The organism is Pedobacter frigoris, from assembly GCF_005116445.1.
Lineage (GTDB): Bacteria > Bacteroidota > Bacteroidia > Sphingobacteriales > Sphingobacteriaceae > Pedobacter > Pedobacter frigoris.
In genome coordinates this window covers 579,174-598,360 of sequence record NZ_SWBQ01000002.1, presented here as the reverse complement: position 1 = coordinate 598,360, position 19,187 = coordinate 579,174, and the positions used below count along the sequence as shown (strand labels likewise).

At 42.0% G+C, this 19,187-nt stretch carries 17 protein-coding genes; 6 read left to right on the top strand and 11 right to left on the bottom strand.

The features are described from left to right. Positions 1–46 precede the first annotated feature (46 nt). The 3 genes from FA047_RS09090 to ileS are packed head-to-tail and all read right to left on the bottom strand — an operon-like array spanning position 47 to position 4,427. Positions 47–649: a lipoprotein signal peptidase gene (locus FA047_RS09090; protein WP_136835655.1), complete on the bottom strand. Its 603-nt coding sequence runs from the start codon at positions 647–649 to the stop codon at positions 47–49. Then, a complete protein-coding gene (locus FA047_RS09085; protein ID WP_084237845.1) occupies positions 649–1,029 on the bottom strand; it encodes a TraR/DksA family transcriptional regulator in 381 nt (126 codons plus the stop codon). Before FA047_RS09085 ends, FA047_RS09090 begins: the two co-directional genes overlap by 1 nt. Before the next feature lie 5 nt (positions 1,030–1,034). Next, the gene (gene ileS, locus FA047_RS09080; protein WP_136835654.1) at positions 1,035–4,427 is read right to left on the bottom strand and encodes an isoleucine--tRNA ligase; all 3,393 of its coding nucleotides are present in this window, start codon (positions 4,425–4,427) and stop codon (positions 1,035–1,037) included. A gap of 255 nt (positions 4,428–4,682) precedes the next feature. On the opposite strand from ileS, the gene FA047_RS09075 reads away from it, so the two are divergent. The 5 genes from FA047_RS09075 (at position 4,683) to FA047_RS09055 (ending at position 8,332) form a co-directional block, all read left to right on the top strand. Then, positions 4,683–6,197, top strand: a complete 1,515-nt coding sequence (locus tag FA047_RS09075) for a M60 family metallopeptidase (protein WP_169304364.1) — start codon at positions 4,683–4,685, stop codon at positions 6,195–6,197. 124 nt (positions 6,198–6,321) lie between these two features. Further along, positions 6,322–6,540 carry a sulfatase-like hydrolase/transferase gene (locus FA047_RS21050; protein ID WP_136835651.1) on the top strand — a complete coding sequence of 73 codons (219 nt, stop codon included), beginning with the start codon at positions 6,322–6,324 and terminating at the stop codon, positions 6,538–6,540. Between the two features lie 162 nt (positions 6,541–6,702). Then, positions 6,703–7,329 carry a GDSL-type esterase/lipase family protein gene (locus FA047_RS09065; RefSeq protein WP_136835649.1) on the top strand — a complete coding sequence of 209 codons (627 nt, stop codon included), beginning with the start codon at positions 6,703–6,705 and terminating at the stop codon, positions 7,327–7,329. Between the two features lie 20 nt (positions 7,330–7,349). Beyond that, a complete protein-coding gene (locus tag FA047_RS20655; protein ID WP_205943276.1) occupies positions 7,350–7,979 on the top strand; it encodes a YdeI/OmpD-associated family protein in 630 nt (209 codons plus the stop codon). A gap of 71 nt (positions 7,980–8,050) precedes the next feature. After that, a complete protein-coding gene (locus FA047_RS09055; RefSeq protein ID WP_136835648.1) occupies positions 8,051–8,332 on the top strand; it encodes an isoleucyl-tRNA synthetase in 282 nt (93 codons plus the stop codon). A 5-nt stretch (positions 8,333–8,337) separates the two neighbouring features. Here FA047_RS09055 and FA047_RS09050 read toward each other — a convergent pair whose 3' ends face one another. The 8 genes from FA047_RS09050 to FA047_RS09015 all read right to left on the bottom strand — a co-directional run bounded on the left by FA047_RS09050 (position 8,338) and on the right by FA047_RS09015 (position 17,546). Then, entirely contained in the window at positions 8,338–10,698 is a 2,361-nt protein-coding gene (locus FA047_RS09050; protein ID WP_136835646.1) for a phosphocholine-specific phospholipase C, read from the bottom strand. 62 nt (positions 10,699–10,760) lie between these two features. Beyond that, positions 10,761–12,113 (bottom strand): alkaline phosphatase family protein, encoded by a 1,353-nt coding sequence (locus FA047_RS09045; protein WP_136835645.1) that lies wholly within the window; start codon positions 12,111–12,113, stop codon positions 10,761–10,763. A 12-nt stretch (positions 12,114–12,125) separates the two neighbouring features. Continuing rightward, a complete protein-coding gene (gene eboE, locus FA047_RS09040) occupies positions 12,126–13,334 on the bottom strand; it encodes a metabolite traffic protein EboE (RefSeq protein ID WP_136835644.1) in 1,209 nt (402 codons plus the stop codon). A gap of 2 nt (positions 13,335–13,336) precedes the next feature. Continuing rightward, on the bottom strand, positions 13,337–14,515 hold the full coding sequence (locus tag FA047_RS09035; protein ID WP_136835643.1) for a 3-dehydroquinate synthase: 1,179 nt from the start codon (positions 14,513–14,515) through the stop codon (positions 13,337–13,339). A gap of 16 nt (positions 14,516–14,531) precedes the next feature. Beyond that, the gene (gene eboC, locus FA047_RS09030; protein WP_205943275.1) at positions 14,532–15,452 is read right to left on the bottom strand and encodes a UbiA-like protein EboC; all 921 of its coding nucleotides are present in this window, start codon (positions 15,450–15,452) and stop codon (positions 14,532–14,534) included. A gap of 2 nt (positions 15,453–15,454) precedes the next feature. Then, the gene (locus FA047_RS09025) at positions 15,455–16,477 is read right to left on the bottom strand and encodes a TatD family hydrolase (RefSeq protein ID WP_225872683.1); all 1,023 of its coding nucleotides are present in this window, start codon (positions 16,475–16,477) and stop codon (positions 15,455–15,457) included. Next, positions 16,452–17,162, bottom strand: a complete 711-nt coding sequence (locus FA047_RS09020) for an EboA domain-containing protein (RefSeq protein WP_136835642.1) — start codon at positions 17,160–17,162, stop codon at positions 16,452–16,454. Before FA047_RS09020 ends, FA047_RS09025 begins: the two co-directional genes overlap by 26 nt. A 3-nt stretch (positions 17,163–17,165) precedes the next feature. Then, on the bottom strand, positions 17,166–17,546 hold the full coding sequence (locus FA047_RS09015) for a transmembrane 220 family protein (protein ID WP_225872682.1): 381 nt from the start codon (positions 17,544–17,546) through the stop codon (positions 17,166–17,168). Positions 17,547–17,741: 195 nt separating this feature from the next. On the opposite strand from FA047_RS09015, the gene FA047_RS09010 reads away from it, so the two are divergent. Next, positions 17,742–19,148, top strand: a complete 1,407-nt coding sequence (locus FA047_RS09010) for a PQQ-dependent sugar dehydrogenase (RefSeq protein WP_136835640.1) — start codon at positions 17,742–17,744, stop codon at positions 19,146–19,148. Positions 19,149–19,187 lie beyond the last annotated feature (39 nt).

Sequence of the window (19,187 nt, the reverse complement as noted above, 5' to 3'; positions counted from 1 at the left end):
ATATTCAGATGTAATTATCATACCAATTCCACAAGCTTATGATAAATTAATCCTCAACTATCTCATTATTAGGTCCAATTTCTTCTTTTACTTCTTCTTTGAAATATGTCTTCTGGAAGATCAGGATGATGATTACACCCACAGAAATCGCCGCATCTGCAATATTAAATACTGGTCTGAAGAAAATATAGTCTTCTCCTCCCCACATCGGTACCCAGGAAGGGAAATTACCCTGTAAAATCGGAAAATAAAACATGTCCACAACCCGTCCGTGAAACAGGCCAGCGTAACCATAAATTACTCCATACAGTACAGAATCTATGATATTGCCCAATGCACCAGCAAAAATCAACGCAACATTTAATATCAGTCCTCTGTGGTACTTATGCTTAATGAGGTAATGCAATCCGTAGCCAATCCCGCCTACAGCCACAATTCTGAAAAGAGATAAAGCCAGTTTCCCGAACTCTCCTCCAAACTCTAAACCGAAGGCCATTCCATTATTCTCTGTAAAATGGATGATGAACCAATTTCCAATCATTTTAAACTCCTGGCCTAAAAACATATTGGTTTTGATCCAGGTCTTTAATACCTGATCGGCAAGCAATACTAAGAAAATAATTAATAAAGGTTTAGTATAGCCTTTCATTACGACTGCTTCAGTTTAGCTTCCATACTCAAAGTAGCGTGAGGCACCGCACGTAAACGTTCTTTTTGAATCAGTTTACCTGTTTCTCTGCAAATGCCGTAGGTTTTGTTTTCAATACGTACCAATGCTGCTTCTAAGTTTTCAATAAACTTCTTCTGGCGTGCCGCCAATTGGTTTAATTGCTCTTTTTCAAGCGTAGCAGAACCATCTTCAAGCGTTTTATATGTTCCGGAAGTATCTTCAGTTCCGTTAGAATTCGGACTGCTCAACGAGTTTGTTAAATCAAGAAACTCTTCTCTGGCCATACGTAGTTTTTCCTGGATCAATTCTTTAAATTCCTGAAGTTCGCTGTCAGAGTACCTTGTTTTTTCTTTTTCCATAATAATTATTGTTGTGCAATCGAGATTTGTAGTTCAACATCATCGATTACTATTTTGTTTCCATTATCTAAAGTTTCTGTTAACTCAATGTTATCTGCCAAAATTTCGGAGCAAATGTAGGTTTTATTTTGTGCTACAGCACCCGCTATTAAATTATGGTTTTGTAAAGTCACGGTAATCCTATCAGTAACTTCAAAATTCAGTTCTTTTCTTAAATTCTGAATTCTGTTGATCAGTTCCCTCGATAGTCCTTCCTGCTTCAGCTCATCTGTGATGGTTACATCAAGTGCAACTGTTAAATTGCCCATGTTCGTGACCTGCCATCCTGGTATGTCCTCAGCTATGATTTCTACATCGCTCAACTCAATAACATAATTGGTGCCACTAATTTCATATTTCCCTGCTGCTTCAAATTGGCTCAGTTGTTCCTGATTTAAGTTGCTGATGATTTCGGCAATCTGTTTCATGTCTTTCCCTACTTTTGGACCTAAGGCCTTGAAGTTAGGTTTTATCTTTTTTGTGATAAAGCCTGCAGTATCTGTAATGTACTCAATATCCTTGATGTTGGTTTCAGATAATATCAATTCTTTTACAAGGTCCACACGCTCAGCAAATTTGTTGTCCAGAACAGGGATCAGGATTTTTGCAAGCGGCTGACGCACGTTGATACTTGTTTTTTTACGCAGCGACAATACCATTGATGAAATGTCCTGAGCAAGTCTCATGCGCTCGTTCAGCTCGTTGTCAATCAGAGAAGCGTCGGCCGGTTCAAGGATTGTCAAATGCACGGATTCAATCTTATTGGCAGCATCACCGGCAGTAAGATTTTGGAATAACCAGTCTGCAAAGAACGGAGCAATAGGCGACATCAGTTGAGACAAACTAGTTAAACACGCGTAAAGCGTTTCATAAGCAGCCTTTTTATCCGCAGTCATCTCACCTTTCCAGAAACGGCGGCGAGATAAACGGATGTACCAGTTGCTCAGGTGTTCATCCACGAACGACTGGATTGCCCTGGCAGCTTTTGTCGGCTCATATGCCGCATAGCTTTCATCAACCTCCGCTATCAGGTTCTGCAGAAGCGATAAGATCCATCTGTCCAGCTCGCTGCGCTCAGCAACAGGTGTAAGGTTATTGTGGTCTATTTCAAACTTGTCGATGTTCGCATACAAAGCAAAGAATGCGTAAGTATTGTAAAGCGTGCCAAAGAACTTGCGGCGTACTTCTGCGATTCCTTCAATATCGAATTTTAGGTTATCCCATGGATTGGCATTAGAGATCATGTACCAGCGCGTTGCATCCGGCCCATATTCCTCTAGGGTTTTAAAAGGATCTGCTGCATTGCCCAGACGTTTAGACATTTTCTGTCCGTTTTTGTCGAGTACCAGGCCATTGGAAACCACATTTTTATAGGCAACCTTGTCAAAAACGAGTGACCCTATAGCGTGCAAAGTATAGAACCATCCACGCGTCTGGTCTACGCCTTCAGCGATAAAATCAGCTGGGAAGTCTTTGCCTCCGTCTATTTTGTCTTTATTTTCAAAAGGATAATGCCATTGTGCATAAGGCATGGCTCCTGAGTCAAACCAAACATCGATCAGGTCGCTTTCACGTCTCATCGGTTTCCCGGATGGCGAAAGCAATACAATCTCGTCCACTACATTTTTATGCAGGTCTACCAGGTCGTAATTCTCTTCCGACATGTTCCCGATCTCAAATCCTTTGAAAGGATTCTCCTTCATGTGTCCGGCCTCAATTGATTTTTCTATGGCATGGTACAGTTCTTCAACAGAACCAATGATCACTTCTTCTCTTTTGTCATCTGTTCTCCAAATTGGCAGAGGGATTCCCCAGTACCTTGAACGCGAAAGATTCCAGTCATTCGCATTTTTCAGCCAGTTTCCAAAGCGCCCTTCTCCTGTTGATTTTGGTTTCCAGTTGATGGTTTCATTCAGATCAAACATCCTGTCTTTGATGTCGGTCACTTTAATAAACCATGAATCCAGCGGGTAATATAAAAGAGGCTCATCAGTTCTCCAGCTATGCGGATAACTGTGGACATACTTTTCTACTTTAAAAGCTTTATTTTCTTCTTTTAAAATGATGGCTATTTCTACATCTACTGATTTCTCAGGAGCTTCGCCTTCATTGTAATACTCATTTTTTACATATTTTCCGGCAAAAGCACCCATGTGTGAAGTGAATTTTCCCTGGAGGTCTACCAGCGGTACAGCTGTACCGTTTTCATCCAGAACAAGCATAGGAGGAACTTCCGGGCTTGCCTCTTTAGCTACTTTAGCATCATCAGCGCCAAAAGTTGGTGCCGTATGCACGATACCGGTTCCGTCTTCTGTGGTCACAAAATCGCCTGAGATCACACGAAAAGCATTTTCAGAGTTCTGGTATGGTAATGTATATTGTAAAAGTTGTTCGTATTTAATCCCAACCAGCTCAGCGCCTTTAAAAGAAGCTAAGATCTGATAAGGGATCTTTTTATCTCCTGCATTAAAATTCTCAAAATCTTCAGCGGCGGTGCTTTCAAAGAATCCTTTGCTGAACTGTTTGCCTACCAGATTCTTTGCAAGAATCACATTTACAGGCAGGAACGTGTATTGATTAAAAGTTTTTACCAGTACATATTCGATCTTAGGGCCAACGGTTAAAGCCGTGTTCGAGGATAGTGTCCAGGGAGTGGTCGTCCAGGCCATGAAATGAATATCCCCGAAACCCTGTAAGAATGCAGGTAATGTTTCAGCAAGTGCCTTAAACTGAGCTATGATCGTTGTGTCCGACACATCGCGGTATGCGCCAGGCTGATTTACTTCGTGTGAACTTAATCCTGTTCCGGCTTTTGGAGAGTAAGGCTGAATGGTGTAACCCTTGTAAAGCAGGCCTTTATCATAGATCTGTTTCAATAACCACCATACAGACTCCATGTATTTAGATTTGTAGGTGATGTACGGATCGTCCATATCTACCCAATATCCCATTTTTTCAGTCAGGTCGTTCCACACATCGGTGTAGCGCATAACCGTTCTTTTGCAGGCCTCGTTGTATTCTTCTATGGAAATGGTTTTGCCTATATCTTCCTTCGTGATACCTAATTCTTTTTCAGTTCCCAGCTCTACTGGAAGGCCATGGGTATCCCAGCCAGCTTTGCGTTTTACCTGAAAGCCTTTAATTGTTTTATAGCGGCAAAAAATATCTTTAATAGCGCGGGCCATTACGTGGTGAATACCAGGCATCCCGTTTGCTGAAGGCGGACCTTCGAAAAAAGTAAATGGGTTCGATTCTGAGCGGGTAGAAACACTTTTTTCAAAGATGTTTTCTGCTTTCCAAAACTCTAGTATTTCTTTCCCTATTTTCGCTAGTTCTAACTGTTTAAATTCCCTATACATCAATCAAGTATCTCAAAAAAATTAAGGTTGCAAAGTTAAGATATTAGATTGAGAAATTGAAACCAAACTTCATGTGAATTAATCAGGCGATAGCAGATGGAATTGATACTTGAAGCCAATTACCACATAAATTTTACAAGCTTATCAAACGGTTGCGTAATAATAGGTTATACAGTTCTTTTGTAGCATTCGTAACTTCAATACTTAAACCAAAAACCACACAAAATGCTGACCAACAGAAATACTAAAATTTCCATGAAGAAGTTATTTGCTTTGGCACTCCTTACTTCCGCAGGTACGCCTTCCCTTTATGCCCAGGATGCAGCCAAAGATCCTGCAACAGTAGTCATTTCTCCTAAACACACCCTGTCCAAAAACGATCTTGAATTTAGAAAAGCCGTTGCGAAATGGAGTGATGATGTGTTGAAAAGCGCTGATTACCAAAATATAAAAGCACATCCTTCATCGGCCTTTTTTCCGGGAAGTGCTAAAGAAGGGTATAAATTCACGAAGCAAACGGTAAGCATTACACATAAAAAAATTGCAGACAGCCTCGTTAGTATCGTAAACACGCTGGGTTATTCAAATCCCTGGAATGATGTGCTGTACAGTACAGGTTTGTATGCCGTCGCCGGACAATATATTGAGATCAACGTACCTAAAAATGTAACCGCCGATGATTTAACAGTGCAGATTGGCTCACAGTCCGACCGCCTAAACTGGTGGGTTGCCGGAAAAGAAGATTGGCGCCGGATGCCTATCATTACCAAAACACAGAAATTAAAGAATGGCGCTAATAAAATAGCTTCACCTTTTGGTGGTTTAGTTTACATCGCCATTTCTCCGAAAAAAGACGGCAGGGTAGTAGAACTTTCTATTTCACGCGCCATTCAGGCACCGCTGTATGTCGCGGGCAAAACCACTAATGAGGAATGGAGCACCCAGTTGAAGAACAACAAAGCGCCATGGGGAGAAATTGCCAGCGACAATGTGATCTTAACTTTGCCCGATTCTGTACTGCAAACTGTAAAAAATCCGGCAGAAGTAATCAAGCTCTGGGACATGATCGTTGAAGGTGAAATGGAGCTTGCTCAAATAAAAATGCCGTTTTACAGAGCGCAGCGTATGGTTGTCGATGAGCATATCGGCGGGGGATACATGCACAGCGGTTATCCGATCATGATCCATCACTCCCCTTCAAGAAAAATGTTGAGTAATGAGATCATGGCCGACCCATCTTTACTGATGCAGCCAAGCGGCGGCGGCGCCAACTGGGGCTTTTTCCATGAAATTGGTCATAACATGCAAAACCTGGACTGGGTATTTGGGGGCACTACAGAAGTGAGTAACAACTTCTTCTCGCTGTATATGTTCGACCGCCTGGTAGGTGGCCGTGACAATGCCCACTCAGCCATCTCAAATGCCAATACACAAAAATCTATGAAAGCCTATTTTGCAGCCGGTCCTGCTTATGAGAAGTGGCAAAAGGATGCTTTCCTGGGTTTAATTATGTTCCGTCAGATGCAGGAAGGTTTCGGATGGGAGAGCTTTAAATCATTCTTTAAGGCATACCAGAAACTTGGCCCTACCATCGGCAGGTTAAACGACCAGCAGAAAAGAGACCTGTGGTTAAAAACCTATTCAAATATTGTACAAAGAAACCTGGCGCCTTTCTGGGAGACATGGGGGATTCCAATCAGTGATGATGTAGAAAAAGAGCTGTCTAAATACGATAAATGGATGCCATTTAACTTTCCACCTCAAAACTAACCAATCAGAATGAACTTAAGTAGAATTGTTTCCGGACTTGCCTTTATCACTTTTGCTTTGCCCGTTTTCGCGCAAAAAAAAGTACAGTAAGGTAGCTCCTGATCGCCAAAAACCAAATGTGATCATGATCTATGTAGATGATCTGGGGTATGGTGACCTATGCTGTTACGGGGTCACAAAAATTAGTACGCCAAATACGGATCAGCTTGCAAAAGACGGACTTCGGTTTACCAACGGTCATTGTACCTCGGCTACCTGTACACCCTCAAGATATGCCCTGATGACCGGAGAATATCCCTGGAGACAAGCCGGCACAAATGCCTGTTTACAAAAAAACAGGTAAGCCAGTACCGATGCCAGATCAATCTTTTTAATTATCAGTATTTTGTCTTTAGCTTCAGTGAGAAAATTACGTCTTCAGAAGAAGAACACTATGGAATGAAACTGAAGGAGTGGTAATGCCAGATGAGGTTTAAGTATTCATAAATAAAGACTCTTAAGTAAAATGCAAAATCTAAATAAATTTAAAAGGCTTACAGGGCTTCTATTTGCCTTAAATCTGTGCTTCAATACTGGATTCGCACAGTCAGTCATCAAAATTGCCTGTGTAGGCAATAGCATCACCTATGGTTCAGGAATCGTCGACAGAGAAAAAAATGCCTATCCTGCGCAACTGCAAGCTATGCTCGGTACAAATTACCAGGTGATGAACTTTGGTGTAAGCGGAACTACGCTACTTAAAAAAGGCAATATCCCTTATTGGAATACGCCTGCGTATAAAAAGGCTTTGGAGAGCAAACCAGATGTGGTGTTTATCAAGTTGGGTACAAATGATAGTAAGCTCGTGAACCGCGCTTTTTATGCTGAATTTGAAAACGACTATAAAGAGCTGATTAATTCTTTTCAGGCCGGAGGTGCTAGTCCAAGAATTGTTTTGTTATTGCCAGTCCCTTCGTTTTTAAAAGACAGTCCCTCAATTTATGATCCGGTCATCAAAAGCCAAATCATACCGAGGGTAAGAAAAGTAGCTTACGATATGGGTGCAGAGGTAATAGATCTGTATTCTTTGTTTACAGATAAAGCTGAATTGTTGCCCGACAAAATCATCCTTCAGCTCAAGGTGCCACAATAATTGCCAGACGACTGTTTGAAGTGCTCAAGCTTGATGAAAAGAAGGCCTATGATTCATTTAAGGCGATAAAGGAAGGTAAAAAACTAAGCTCATTTTATGGATTTGAATGTGCTGATTTTACGTTCAATAACAGGAACTGCAAGGTTGTAAAACCAAGGAAAGCAGTAGCTGGTTTACCCTGGGTGTGGCTGGCAAGGTTCTGGGGACATGAACCTAAGGCCGACATTGCTTTGTCGGAGCGGGGGTTTCATGTGGTTTATTGTAATGTTGCAGAATTGTTCGGTAACGGGAAATCGATTGACATCTGGAATAAATTCTATGCCTACATGCAAAAGCTTGGACTGGCAAAAAAAGTAGCTCTTCCTCCGGATGAGGAATTTATTAGCTTCATTGCGGAGGCAATGGAACTCAACGAAAAAGGCATTAAAGTGGTAGCTCCAAAATCTGAGAGGCCTAAGGTTTTAGAAACGCCTGATTATTTTTTGGCGAAACTGGAGCAAAATCCACAGGCCAAATCAGACTCTTTCCGTAAAGAATATATTGCCTGGATCAACGAGGCTAAAACAGAGGCTACCAGACAGAAAAGAATAGATGAAGCATTGGAGTGGATAGCAGAAGGCAAACTTAGATTCTGGAAGTATATGAAGTAACAAATGCAAAATTTTTAATGGTTTGATTTTTGTAGGTAGCTCTAAATCAGTCAATCTAAAAGCCTCTTGTTATGATTAAGATTTTAAAACTTCAAAAAGCAGTAATCGCCTTTATACTAGGTATTTTGGCTTTGATTGGTTATAAGGTGATGAGTGTAAATAAGATCGAGTCCAGCAATTATTTGCTGTCGTTGGCCGGAATTTTATTCATTACAGGAGCACTGATGTTTCTTTTTCCTATAATTTTTGCGAAGCAGAATAAACAGGGAGAGGTGGAATTGGATCCGGAAAAACAAGAAGAAGAGCTATTAGAAAATGAGAAGAAAGTGGCGACTGAAGAATCGCCACTTTAATATATTTATACTATCCCACCCATGTAAGGATCGGTAATAGAATCATGGCCATTTTCGGCATGACCTGCATACTGCTTGTTAAAAGAAGCATCTCCTTTAATGGTCACCGTCAGATCGTACCATCCGGAATTCTTTTGAAGGTCAATCGACAGGCTCGTTTTACTTCTTGCTTTTAATGCAATTGTGAGCTGTTCAGTGCTTTTGTAGGCATTGTCTGTAATCAAAATCTCGAGGTCTTTATCTCCTTTGTTTTCAAGTGCAATGACCAGATTTCCACTCGGTTTTTTGCTTAAAAATCCCTTTGACTCATATAGACAGTTTACATAAAGAGCAGGATCATTTTTACTGCCGTTAAATTCACGGTAGAAGCCGTTTGGCCCGGTGATGCAGACATTGTATTTTTCATTTGCAAAATCAACGATCTTTAACTGGTCGGCGATTTTGTCGCCAGCACTCACTGCATATGCCCATGTTTTCCCTGCAGCGCCTTTGTAAAGGGCCTTGGTGTATACATTAAATGGCGCACCAGATGGAACGGTGTGTTGTCCGAAATTTCCTTTTCCGGATTCAAAATAAAGTTCAATGCTGCTCTTGTCTGACGATAGACTACCCTCAGCAAAGAGCTGATATGGTAATGGACAGGCCTTGCTCGTGCCTTTTTCCTGTACCGCCATATTTCCTTGCTTGTTGATCTTATCGATCTCCGACTGTGATAATGTATCAGGTTTTAATTGTGCGGGCTTATTTTTGGCGTTCTGAATGTTAACTATGGTTGTTTCTTTCTTCAAAAGGGGAGGAACTACGGCTGGAATATCGGCTGCGGGTCTGAACACTGAAGTAAGGTCTCCGCAAATCGCTCTTCTCCAGCTGCTGATCTGGCTGCTCCTGATTTTCTTCCCTGTTTTTTTGCTTAGGAAATTTTCAAGGAACATCAGGCAGGAAGTATGGTCAAAAACCTGTGAGTTTACATATCCTCCTTTACTCCAGGGAGAGGCCACAAGCATGGGTACACGGTATCCTAAGCCAATAGGACTGCCTTTTTTATTCTCGTAATCTGAGGCTACATCAATGTTTTTAGAAACCTTGCCTGCTTCCGAATCATTCGGTTTAGGTACTACATAAGGAGGGATATGGTCAAAATAGCCATCGTTCTCATCGTAAGTAAGTACAAAAATTGTTTTCTTCCATACTTCGGGGTTCTTAGTAAGGATTTCTATGGCTTCTGATACATACCAGGTTCCGTAGAGTGGCGAACTGGTGTGGTCAGAAAATCTTTGAGGTGCAACCAGCCAGGATACGGTTGGTAATTTTCCGTTGTCTACATCCGATCTGAATTGGTGGAATATATCGTTTTTAGGGATATTTAAAGTCTGCTCTTTACCCTGATCATCAGTAAACGTAAATGGTGCCAGTTCGAGATAATTGAACGGAGCGTTGATGTTACTTGCGAAAGCTTTATCGATAAGGTTTTTCTCCCTTTGTGATAGTTTGTTGTATTTTTCTGTTACTTGAGCTGCGGTGAACTTGGTTTTTCCGGTGATATCGCCATTCTTACGGAAATAGGCAGAGAGTTTTACATTGTATCGTTTTACATACTCAATGGCATTGTCTCCGTAATTACCCAACCAGTCATCCACCGTATCTCCGGGAAGATCTGCCGACCATATTTCATTTTGGTAGATTTTCCAGTCGATGCCATTGTCTTCCAGTATCTCCGGAAAAGTTTCCCAGTCTACATAGGTATCTCCTCTCGATTCCGCCTGTGAGTTACTAACGGCGGCTACTGAAGTGCCATTGAGTTCCGGTCTGATGTTACCTGTCCAGAAGAACAAACGGTTTGGTGTAGTTCCCGTTAAAGAAGAACAGAAATTATGGTCGCAGATGGTAAAGGTATCAGCCATCGCGTAATAAAACGGAACGTCAGTCCTGTCGTAATAACCAAGGCACATCAATGACTTAACAGGTACCCATTTGTCATATTTTCCGTTGTTGCGGGCGGCTACCTGGTCAGACCAGGAATGTGGAAGGCCGCCCTGCCAGGTGATTTTGGTTTTGTTGATGTCTACATGGAATGGGGCATAAGTTTTTCCTGCGTTATCTTTCTGTAGCCATACTTTGTTTTGGTCCGGCAGGGTAAAAGCACGCGGGTCGTTGAATCCTCTTACGCCTTTTAGCTTCCCGAACATGTGGTCAAATGAACGGTTTTCCTGCATCAGAAAAACTACATGCTCTGCATCATAGAATGTAGATCCCGGGTCTGCACTGATGGCCATTGCCTTTTGAATAGACATGGGGATCACATTTGGGAGCGTAGCTGCACCTGATAACAGGGCTGCTTTTTTAAGAAATTCTCTTCTCGAGTCCATATTGGTTTATTGGTGTGTAAACCAAACTTAGGCAAAATTGAAGGAAATATAAAGGGATAATTTTAACTATTCAAAGCTTTCCATATGACATCAAATACCTGATTGGCTGCTATGTTTTTAGTGTTTAATCCCGTATCTGTGATCAGTAACGGGTGAAATTCATCTGGAGTGTCAATATTGCCGTGTGAACCTTTGATTAAGGTTGCATCCAAAGGAATTACATCCATAATATACCTGAACCCTGCCTTTTTTCTGAGTAGCTTATAGGCTGCACGTGGTTTGGACGACATGAACATCTCAACAGGATCATAACCTGGCTTCTTGTGAATGTCTACACACCTTGCATAATCCGGTGCTTTTGCAGCATCCAGCCAGAAATAATAGGTAAACCAGTATTCCGGAGCGGCAGATATTACGAAATCACCTGCTCTTTCGTGGTCGATATGGTGTTTTTTCTTTCCTTCTTCGTCGAGGATAAGCGCAATGCCCCGGGTATTTTCAAGAATGTTTTTTACCTGACCAGTTACCGAAGGATCGTTGATGTAAATGTGGGCAATCTGATGATCAGCCACGACAAATGCTTTTGAAGCACCTGCATCCAGCAATTCCAGTCCCCGCTCTACGCGGATTTGGAGCAATCCTTTTTCCCGGAAGATACGGTTCAGGTGTATGGGCTTGCTGACCGGGGCAATCCCATATTCAGAAAGGATGATGATGTTGGCATCTTTCTTTTCATAGAATTTGACGAGATCTTTTACAACTTCATCAATTTCTCCAAGCTCTTTGCTGATCTTGGAGAAGTCATTTCCGAATTTTTGCAGGCAATAATCCAGGTGAGGGAGGTAAACTAACGTTAGAGTTGGGTTGTGCAGCTCATCTGTGGCCATGGTTGCGTCAGCAATCCAGCGCGTAGATTTAATATTGGCGCCAGGTCCCCAGAACTGAAACAGCGGAAATTCGCCCAGTTTTTCCTTTAGTGTGTCGCGTAATTCGGCGGGATGCGAATAGAAATCAGGCATTTTCCTACCATCGGCGAGGTAATTTGGACGTGGGGTAGCGGAATAATCTGCATTGGAGTACATGTTGTACCACCAGAACATATTGGAACAGGTGAAAGCCGGGTCTGCCTTTTTTGCCTTATCCCAGATTTTCTCTGCCTGTACCAGTTTATTGGATTGTTTCCAGAATTTGATCTCAGCATCGGTGTGGTCATACCATCCGTTGCCAACGATGCCATGTTCAGACGGCCATTTTCCGGTTAAGTACGTAGATTGAACGGCTGTAGTTACCGCAGGCAGCATAGGGGTTATTTTGCCCAGGTTTTTGTCTTTGATGTATTGTTCAAGAAATGGGGTGTGCTTGCCAATCAGGTTGGCCGATAAGCCCACAACGTCTATGACTACAGTCTTCTTCATCTTAACTTGGTTTTATGCTAATGTATCTATCACCCAATTGAGCTCATTGCTGATGGACTGGGCTATCGGTAATTTCAAATGTTCAGGTAAAACTTCCCATGTATAGGTCTCCACTTCAAGGTGATTGGTAAAAGGTCTGGCTTTTTGAAGCTCAAGAACCTTACTGATGTCGCTTTGTGTGGATTGCAAAAGACCTATGTCATGCACAGAAATGGGAACATGAAAATGCGCCCTCCATTCTTTTGCCGCTTCATTTTCAAAATCATCCAATGCTTCCGGAAGGTCCTGATAACGTTTTACACCGCCGTCATTTTGAAGGGCTACTACCTGGTGAAGGTAGGTCGGCTCGTTGAATGTGGTAAAGCTTTGTTTGATCTGCTGCTTTTCTTCGCCTGATCCATCGAGGCTTGCTTTTAAGGCTGCACTGATCTGGATTTTGCCTACACGGATATTCTTTCGTTCCAATTCTGCTAATACCGCCCCGTGGTCTTCATAGCCAATGGCAAAATGGCAAACATCATAGCAAAGGCAAAGATGTTGTTTGATGATGGCTTCCGCTTCCTGATCCGTGGTATTGAAGAGGTTTTTAATTTCCGGGATTCCAATAGGTAAGAGGTACTGCTCAAACCAGTCTATAAATTCCCTTCCCGTTTCCAGTATGCCATCCGGTTCAGGTTCTATGTCTAAATGCAGCAACAAGCCTTGCTCGTTGTTGATTGAAGCAAGCACCTTGATGACTTCAATGATATTCAAAGTAGCTTTTTCTGTTGCCTCTTTTAATGCTTCAGGTGCTTTGAACCAATGCCGGTAACTTAAAGGAGAGGTAGATATTCCTCCATCCATTCCTTCTGGTACAAGAGATTTGAGGATATGGAATAACCTGACGGTGTAATCCTTACGGTCGTCTGTAGTCCAGTCAGGGGCATGCACATCTGCCTTGACTATCGTGTGATGGAAATCTCCATATGGGAATCCATTCATGGTAAAAACGTAGGCGTCATTTTCCTGAAGCCATTGTTTAAAAAGCTCAAGTTCAGCAGCATTTTGTAATTGAAGGCTGGCTGTGTTGGATAACCTTAAGCCCAAGCCCAAAGCTGCAGTAGGAGCTACGTTTTGCTTGACTATCGGAAAATTCTGTTTTAAGGCATTAAAGTCTTCATCCCAGTTTTTGCCGGCGTGAATATTCGTGCAATAAGTTAAGTGACCTGTGTTTACCTTCATAATTAGTGCTTGATGGTATTTTGACTAGTGTAATGTTGTGTAAATGCAGTTACGTATGCACTTGCCTTGATGAGCAGTTCATGATCCATTTCATGCACTTCTTTTCCCGTGCCGATATCAGTGAGCAATGTGATGGTTAGTAAGCCGCCCAGATGCTCCTGGAATTCTGATAAGCCCAATAGTATCGGCGACTGCTGATCATTTATCTGTATAATAGGGTCTGAGATATTGAAAGACAAGGCAGCGAGGACATTTAATATCTTCAATAACTTTTCTTCTGTAAGCATGCCTTTTAAGAAGGAGTAGGCACTGTCTAAAGCGATGCCCATGGCCACAGCCTCACCGTGCAATACTTCAAAATTACTGAGTTGTTCTAATTTATGCGCGCTCCAGTGTCCGAAGTCGAGAGGTCTGGCTGACCCTGTTTCAAAAGGATCATCACCACCAATGTGATTTAAATGCAGCTGTGCGCAATGTTTGATCAGGTAATTCATGGTGTCTGTGTCTCGCTGAGCAAGTTGTTGCGTATGTTTTTCAATCCAGTAAAAGAATTCGGGATCTTTGATCAGGGCAACTTTTATGGCTTCAGAGATTCCGGAGCGATAGTCTCTGTCCGTCAGCGTGGTCAGAAATTCATCGTCGTTAAATACAGATGCAGGGGGTGCAAATGTGCCCAGAAAATTCTTTTTGCCCTTATAATTGATGCCATTTTTGACACCTATCCCGGAATCGTTTTGAGACAATACAGTTGTGGGGATCCGGATGTGTTTGATTCCTCGATGGGAAACTGCTGCAGCATAGCCCACCAGATCAAGTACAGCGCCTCCGCCTATGGCAACGATATAAGAGTGACGGTCGATGCCATAGGTATTTACTGCCTCCACAATCTGCTCGAATAAGATAGGGTCATTTTTTGATGCCTCACCTCCCGGTACAATTAATACATGTTCTATCAGCTGCACATCCTGATGCGCAGTAAAGTAGGCTTTGATATCCTTTAAAAGATCGGGATGGGTATCAGCAACTCCCTGGTCTACTACAAAAAATATTTTGCGGACTGACTCCGATGGTCTCCCTTTAAAGAAATCGCTGAAGATAGGATTGCCGGTATCGAAAAGTGAACTGGTGAAAAATATTTTATATTCAAATTTTACACTGAACGATTGTTCTAAATGACTCATAGACTAAAATTGTTGACTAGGTAACAGCAAAAGCCTTACCCAGTAATATTGATACTGGTAATAAAATAACAATGAAAGCAGCAATGTGCCATACGCCAAAGGCACTTGCCCAGGCTGCATTCATCAGGATCAGGGCTATTACTCCTGCTTTTACGGCCTTGCCAATATTGGGGCCAATTGGATTTTTTAAAGCTTTTAGCAGCGGCATAAAAATCATGAAAGCAAATGGCAATACAAATATTAAAGTTGGCAGGAAATTCTGCTTTGTGTAAGCAAAACCAAGAATGCAGGAAATTACCACAGCATATAACACTCCTCCGAAATAGAGCATTTTCTTGCTCCCACCATGAACTTCGCCTCTGCTGATCATGGTAATGGATGCGATATAAATGATCGGAACAAATGCGAGGAACCACCATTGCTGAATAGCAGGTGCTATGATACTTATTCCTAACAGCAGATTTAAACCCCGGCATAAACCCATATTTAAGGGGCCGAATATTGGACTGTGTTTTAGGAATTTGTCGTACACCAAACAGGAGATCATGATGGCGCCGGCCAAGTACTGTGATTCTTTACTATATAGCCCCGCTGTAAAAATTCCTATAAAGAAGAAGACCCCGCCAAAGATTGTGGCTGCTTTTTTCGAGATTAATCCACTTGGTATTGGACGTTCCGGCCGCTCTTTTTCATCGAGCTTTGCATCAAAAACGTCATTCAGGATAATTCCTCCACTATACAGTCCTATTGTGGAAATGCAGAGCAGGAGAACAGGTAATAGGTAGTTTTCTGAAACCTGCACATATTCTGTCGCAGAAAAATAAGCTTCTGGCCCAAAAAAATATCCTGCAATAGCCATTCCTGCCAGTACATCTGCTACTGAGGTTACTACATTGGCTGGCCTCATCAGCCTCAGGTATCCGATTAATTTCTTCACGGCTAGGAAATAATGATCGAGTTTTTGTTTATTCTCGGCTGTTGTCCGCCCCGCAATATGGAATTGCTTTCAAATTTCTGACTTTGGTCGATGTTCTTTACTGTAACGAAATCATGCTCATCAATCTGGCCGCTTTGCGCAAAGGCGGTAATCGCATTGCGGTAAGTAACCAACTCAATATCCTTTAAACTGATGCCTGATTTTTTCATGAGTGCAGCCGTTTTCGGAACTGCCAATGGATCACTAATGCCCCAGTCTGCGGCTGAGTTGATCATGACCCTTTCCGAACCATATTGTTTCACCACCTCGACCATACGTTCATTGCCCATTTTGGTGAAGGGATAAATGGTAAATGCTGCCCAAAAGCCACGGTCTAAAACTTCCTTTACGGTTTCTTCATTGTTGTGGTCAACGATCACCATGTGCGGAGCAAGCCCTTGCTCAATGGCAATATCCATGCTGCGCTGGGTGCCTTTTTTCTTATCTCTGTGAGGAGTGTGAATCTGCACCGGCAATCCCGCCTCAAGAGCCAGATCTAATTGTAAGCGGTAATATTTTTCTTCTGCGGCAGTCTGGTCATCGAATCCAATTTCGCCTATACCTACCACGCCTTCTTTGAAAATGAATTGAGGAAGGATTTCCATCACCTGCTCCGCTAATTTTTCATTGTTAGCTTCACGGGAATTTAATCCTATAGTGCAGTAATGCTTGATTCCGAATTGTGAAGACCTGAATCTTTCCCAGCCGATTAAACTGCTATAATAATCTGTAAAGCTGTCTACCCCTGTACGCGGCTGTCCAAGCCAGAATGCGGGCTCAATGAGCGCTACGATACCTGCATCGGCCATTGCCTGATAATCATCCGTAGTACGTGAGGTCATGTGGACATGCGGATCGAAAAACTTCATTCCGCTAATGTCATTCAGATCAAGGATAGTTTGAATTTTTTCTCCTTCATTTCTTTCCTGAAAATTATCATTACAGCACATAATTCGTTCTTTATATTTTCTCTTTTGTTTGTTCAATAAGTTTGTAAATCTCCGGCAGTATCGTTCTGTGCGCAGCAAGGCGTTCCTGAACGTAATCCTCAAGCGTGTTGGCTAATGCTTTATTTAACCTTTCGTACAACCCAACGATAAGATTAACGTCTTTTTCTGTGAAAAATGCTTTCAATACCAGTTGGTTCCATGCACCCTCAGCTAAAAATGCGGCGGGGTAAGGATTGTGATACATGATGGCTTCCAGTACAGTGCCGATATTACTTCTGATGCCTTCTTCACATCTTGAGACCCATATTTCGGGATAATGAAATAAAGGGAGTGCAGAATAAAGGGCTACCTGCTCATTCATCTCCGATGCGGTAAAAAGGCCATTTATTTTTTTGAAATAAACATCCTGATCATCCGCAGGTACCTGCATGAGGAGCCATACCCGGCAAAGTCTGTCGAGCGTCCAGTCTGTGATCTTAAATCCGTGAAGCAATTGTGCAACGGCTTTATTTTCTTCCGGTTCGATATTTATGTCAGCTTTTGAAGAAAACCTGGGCAGGTGGGCAAATGCCATATTGAGCTGGAAGGATTTTCCCTCACTTTTTACCATTTCAGCCTTAGCCTTGAGCCAGGTCAGCGATTCGGCAGAAAGCTGGCGGCTGATGATTTGAAGGGAAATATGATCCAGGTCTCTTATTGCCTGTTTATCTGTTAAAGACATGTTTTACAAATTGATAGCCACAAAATAATTGATGGCAAGTGCGGCACTGATGATCAGCAAACCGAAAAACTCCCTGGTTTTTTCAATGTATGGTTTAGTCGCCTGCATACTTTCTACAAGACTAGGTCTTCTGTATTTTGAAATCCAATCCCGCACCCCATCTTTTGCGAAGAATAATATACTCGCATAAATAAGGTAGAAAGATATGGCTCCTAAGTAGATATTAGGGTAAAATTGATTAAAAATGGCAAATCCACAACAAATGGCAGCTACCATATAAATAGGCACCCAAAGCCAGGGGTCAATGTCATTTAAGTTCAGATAAGCAAATACAACGAATGCGATGCAAAAAATAGCGTTTAATATGCTAAGTAGAATAATCATGAAAATTTCAATTTGTGTGTGTTGAATTACTAAATACAAATAAACAGATAATTAACTCGATTTAGCAAACCTTCAATGTAAAAATTGAATTATAGAATTCAGTATGAGCAACATTAGAATTGATATCAATTATATTACTTGTGAAAAGAGTTTTTGTAACTGATAAACCGTATTTTCATTCTACAAATGATATTTATGCGTAAAAATTTAGGAATTTTGGTTATGCTGACCGCAATTATTGCTGTTTGTATGAGCTTCAATGTTGGAAAAAAGCAGCCTTTGGTTAAAGATGCTGCTACGAATTATAAGACATACTGTGCGGGTTGCCATGGAGAGAAGATGGATATGTTCGTTGACAGGAACTGGAAGCATGGGAATAAAAAAGAAGATTTATTTAAAGCCATTAAAAGCGGGTATGCCGACGAGGGTATGCCTTCTTTTGGGGAAAGCATGACTGATCAGGAAATTAATGCACTTGCTGATTACATCCTTACTGGAATAAAAAATGTCGGGAAATATACCTCGAACGACAGGCCTAAGTCTGACATTTTTAAAGCCGAGGCAATGACCATCAAACTGGAACTTGTTGCCGAAGGGTTGGATGTTCCTTGGGGTATTGCATTTTTGCCTGGTAATGAAATCCTCGCTACCGATAGGAGCGGGAAATTATACAGAGTAAAGAATAAGTCCCTTCAGGCAATAAGTGGTGCCCCTCAGGTATTGGCCCGTGGACAAGGAGGTTTAATGGATGTAATACTTGATCCGGATTTTGCATCAAGCAATATGATATACCTTTCTTATTCTAAGTTTAAAAATGAGGGTGGCGCTACCTTGGCCACAACCGCGATCATGAAAGCGAAACTTACCGGAAATGCATTAACAGAGCAAAAGGACATTTTTGTAGCGGAACCTTACTCAAGAACCCAACACCATTATGGCTCCAGAATGCAGTTTGGTAAGGATGGTTACCTGTATTTCTCAGTTGGTGAGCGTGGGAACGAAAAAGAGAATCCTCAGCAGATCAAAGGTAATGACCTTGGTAAGGTGCATAGGATAAAAAAGGATGGAAGCATTCCTGCGGATAATCCGTTTGTAAATACCCCGGGAGCAGAAGCCTCTATTTTTTCTTACGGACACAGAAATCCTCAGGGTATGACCATTCATCCGGTAACCGGAAAGATCTGGACTAATGAACACGGCCCGAGGGGTGGGGATGAAATAAATATTGAAGAACCTGGTAAGAACTACGGCTGGCCGATAATTACTTACGGGATCAATTACAATGGAAAACCAATCAGTAACCTTACGGCAAAAGAGGGGATGGTTCAGCCTTTACATTATTGGATACCTTCTATTGGTCCGAGTGGACTTGCGTTTGTGACGGGTAACAGGTATAAAGGCTGGGAAGGTAACTTGCTTTCAGGCTCCCTTCGTTTTCAATTCCTGCAGCGCTCTGTGCTTAAAGGCAATAAGGTAGTGAAAGAAGAGATTTTGTTTAAGAACATTGGCAGGGTGAGAGATGTACGCATGGCTCCTGATGGATATATTTACATCGCTGTAGAATCGCCGGGCAGAGTTTATAAACTGGTGCCACAAAGCTAAGGTGGTTTAATAAAAAGGGGCGTGACTTAAAAAGTCATG

What these genes read in the sequence shown, in the direction of transcription:
- FA047_RS09020 (WP_136835642.1), bottom strand. Translation starts at nt 17,162, where the DNA reads ATGTCTTTAACAGATAAACAGGCAATAAGAGACCTGGATCATATTTCC.
- FA047_RS09050 (WP_136835646.1), bottom strand. Translation starts at nt 10,698, where the DNA reads ATGGACTCGAGAAGAGAATTTCTTAAAAAAGCAGCCCTGTTATCAGGT.
- FA047_RS09075 (WP_169304364.1), top strand. Translation starts at nt 4,683, where the DNA reads ATGAAGAAGTTATTTGCTTTGGCACTCCTTACTTCCGCAGGTACGCCT.
- FA047_RS09090 (WP_136835655.1), bottom strand. Translation starts at nt 649, where the DNA reads ATGAAAGGCTATACTAAACCTTTATTAATTATTTTCTTAGTATTGCTT.
- ileS (WP_136835654.1), bottom strand. Translation starts at nt 4,427, where the DNA reads ATGTATAGGGAATTTAAACAGTTAGAACTAGCGAAAATAGGGAAAGAA.
- FA047_RS09045 (WP_136835645.1), bottom strand. Translation starts at nt 12,113, where the DNA reads ATGAAGAAGACTGTAGTCATAGACGTTGTGGGCTTATCGGCCAACCTG.
- FA047_RS09010 (WP_136835640.1), top strand. Translation starts at nt 17,742, where the DNA reads ATGCGTAAAAATTTAGGAATTTTGGTTATGCTGACCGCAATTATTGCT.
- FA047_RS09035 (WP_136835643.1), bottom strand. Translation starts at nt 14,515, where the DNA reads ATGAGTCATTTAGAACAATCGTTCAGTGTAAAATTTGAATATAAAATA.
- FA047_RS09015 (WP_225872682.1), bottom strand. Translation starts at nt 17,546, where the DNA reads ATGATTATTCTACTTAGCATATTAAACGCTATTTTTTGCATCGCATTC.
- FA047_RS09055 (WP_136835648.1), top strand. Translation starts at nt 8,051, where the DNA reads ATGATTAAGATTTTAAAACTTCAAAAAGCAGTAATCGCCTTTATACTA.
- FA047_RS09085 (WP_084237845.1), bottom strand. Translation starts at nt 1,029, where the DNA reads ATGGAAAAAGAAAAAACAAGGTACTCTGACAGCGAACTTCAGGAATTT.
- eboE (WP_136835644.1), bottom strand. Translation starts at nt 13,334, where the DNA reads ATGAAGGTAAACACAGGTCACTTAACTTATTGCACGAATATTCACGCC.
- FA047_RS09065 (WP_136835649.1), top strand. Translation starts at nt 6,703, where the DNA reads ATGCAAAATCTAAATAAATTTAAAAGGCTTACAGGGCTTCTATTTGCC.
- FA047_RS21050 (WP_136835651.1), top strand. Translation starts at nt 6,322, where the DNA reads ATGATCTATGTAGATGATCTGGGGTATGGTGACCTATGCTGTTACGGG.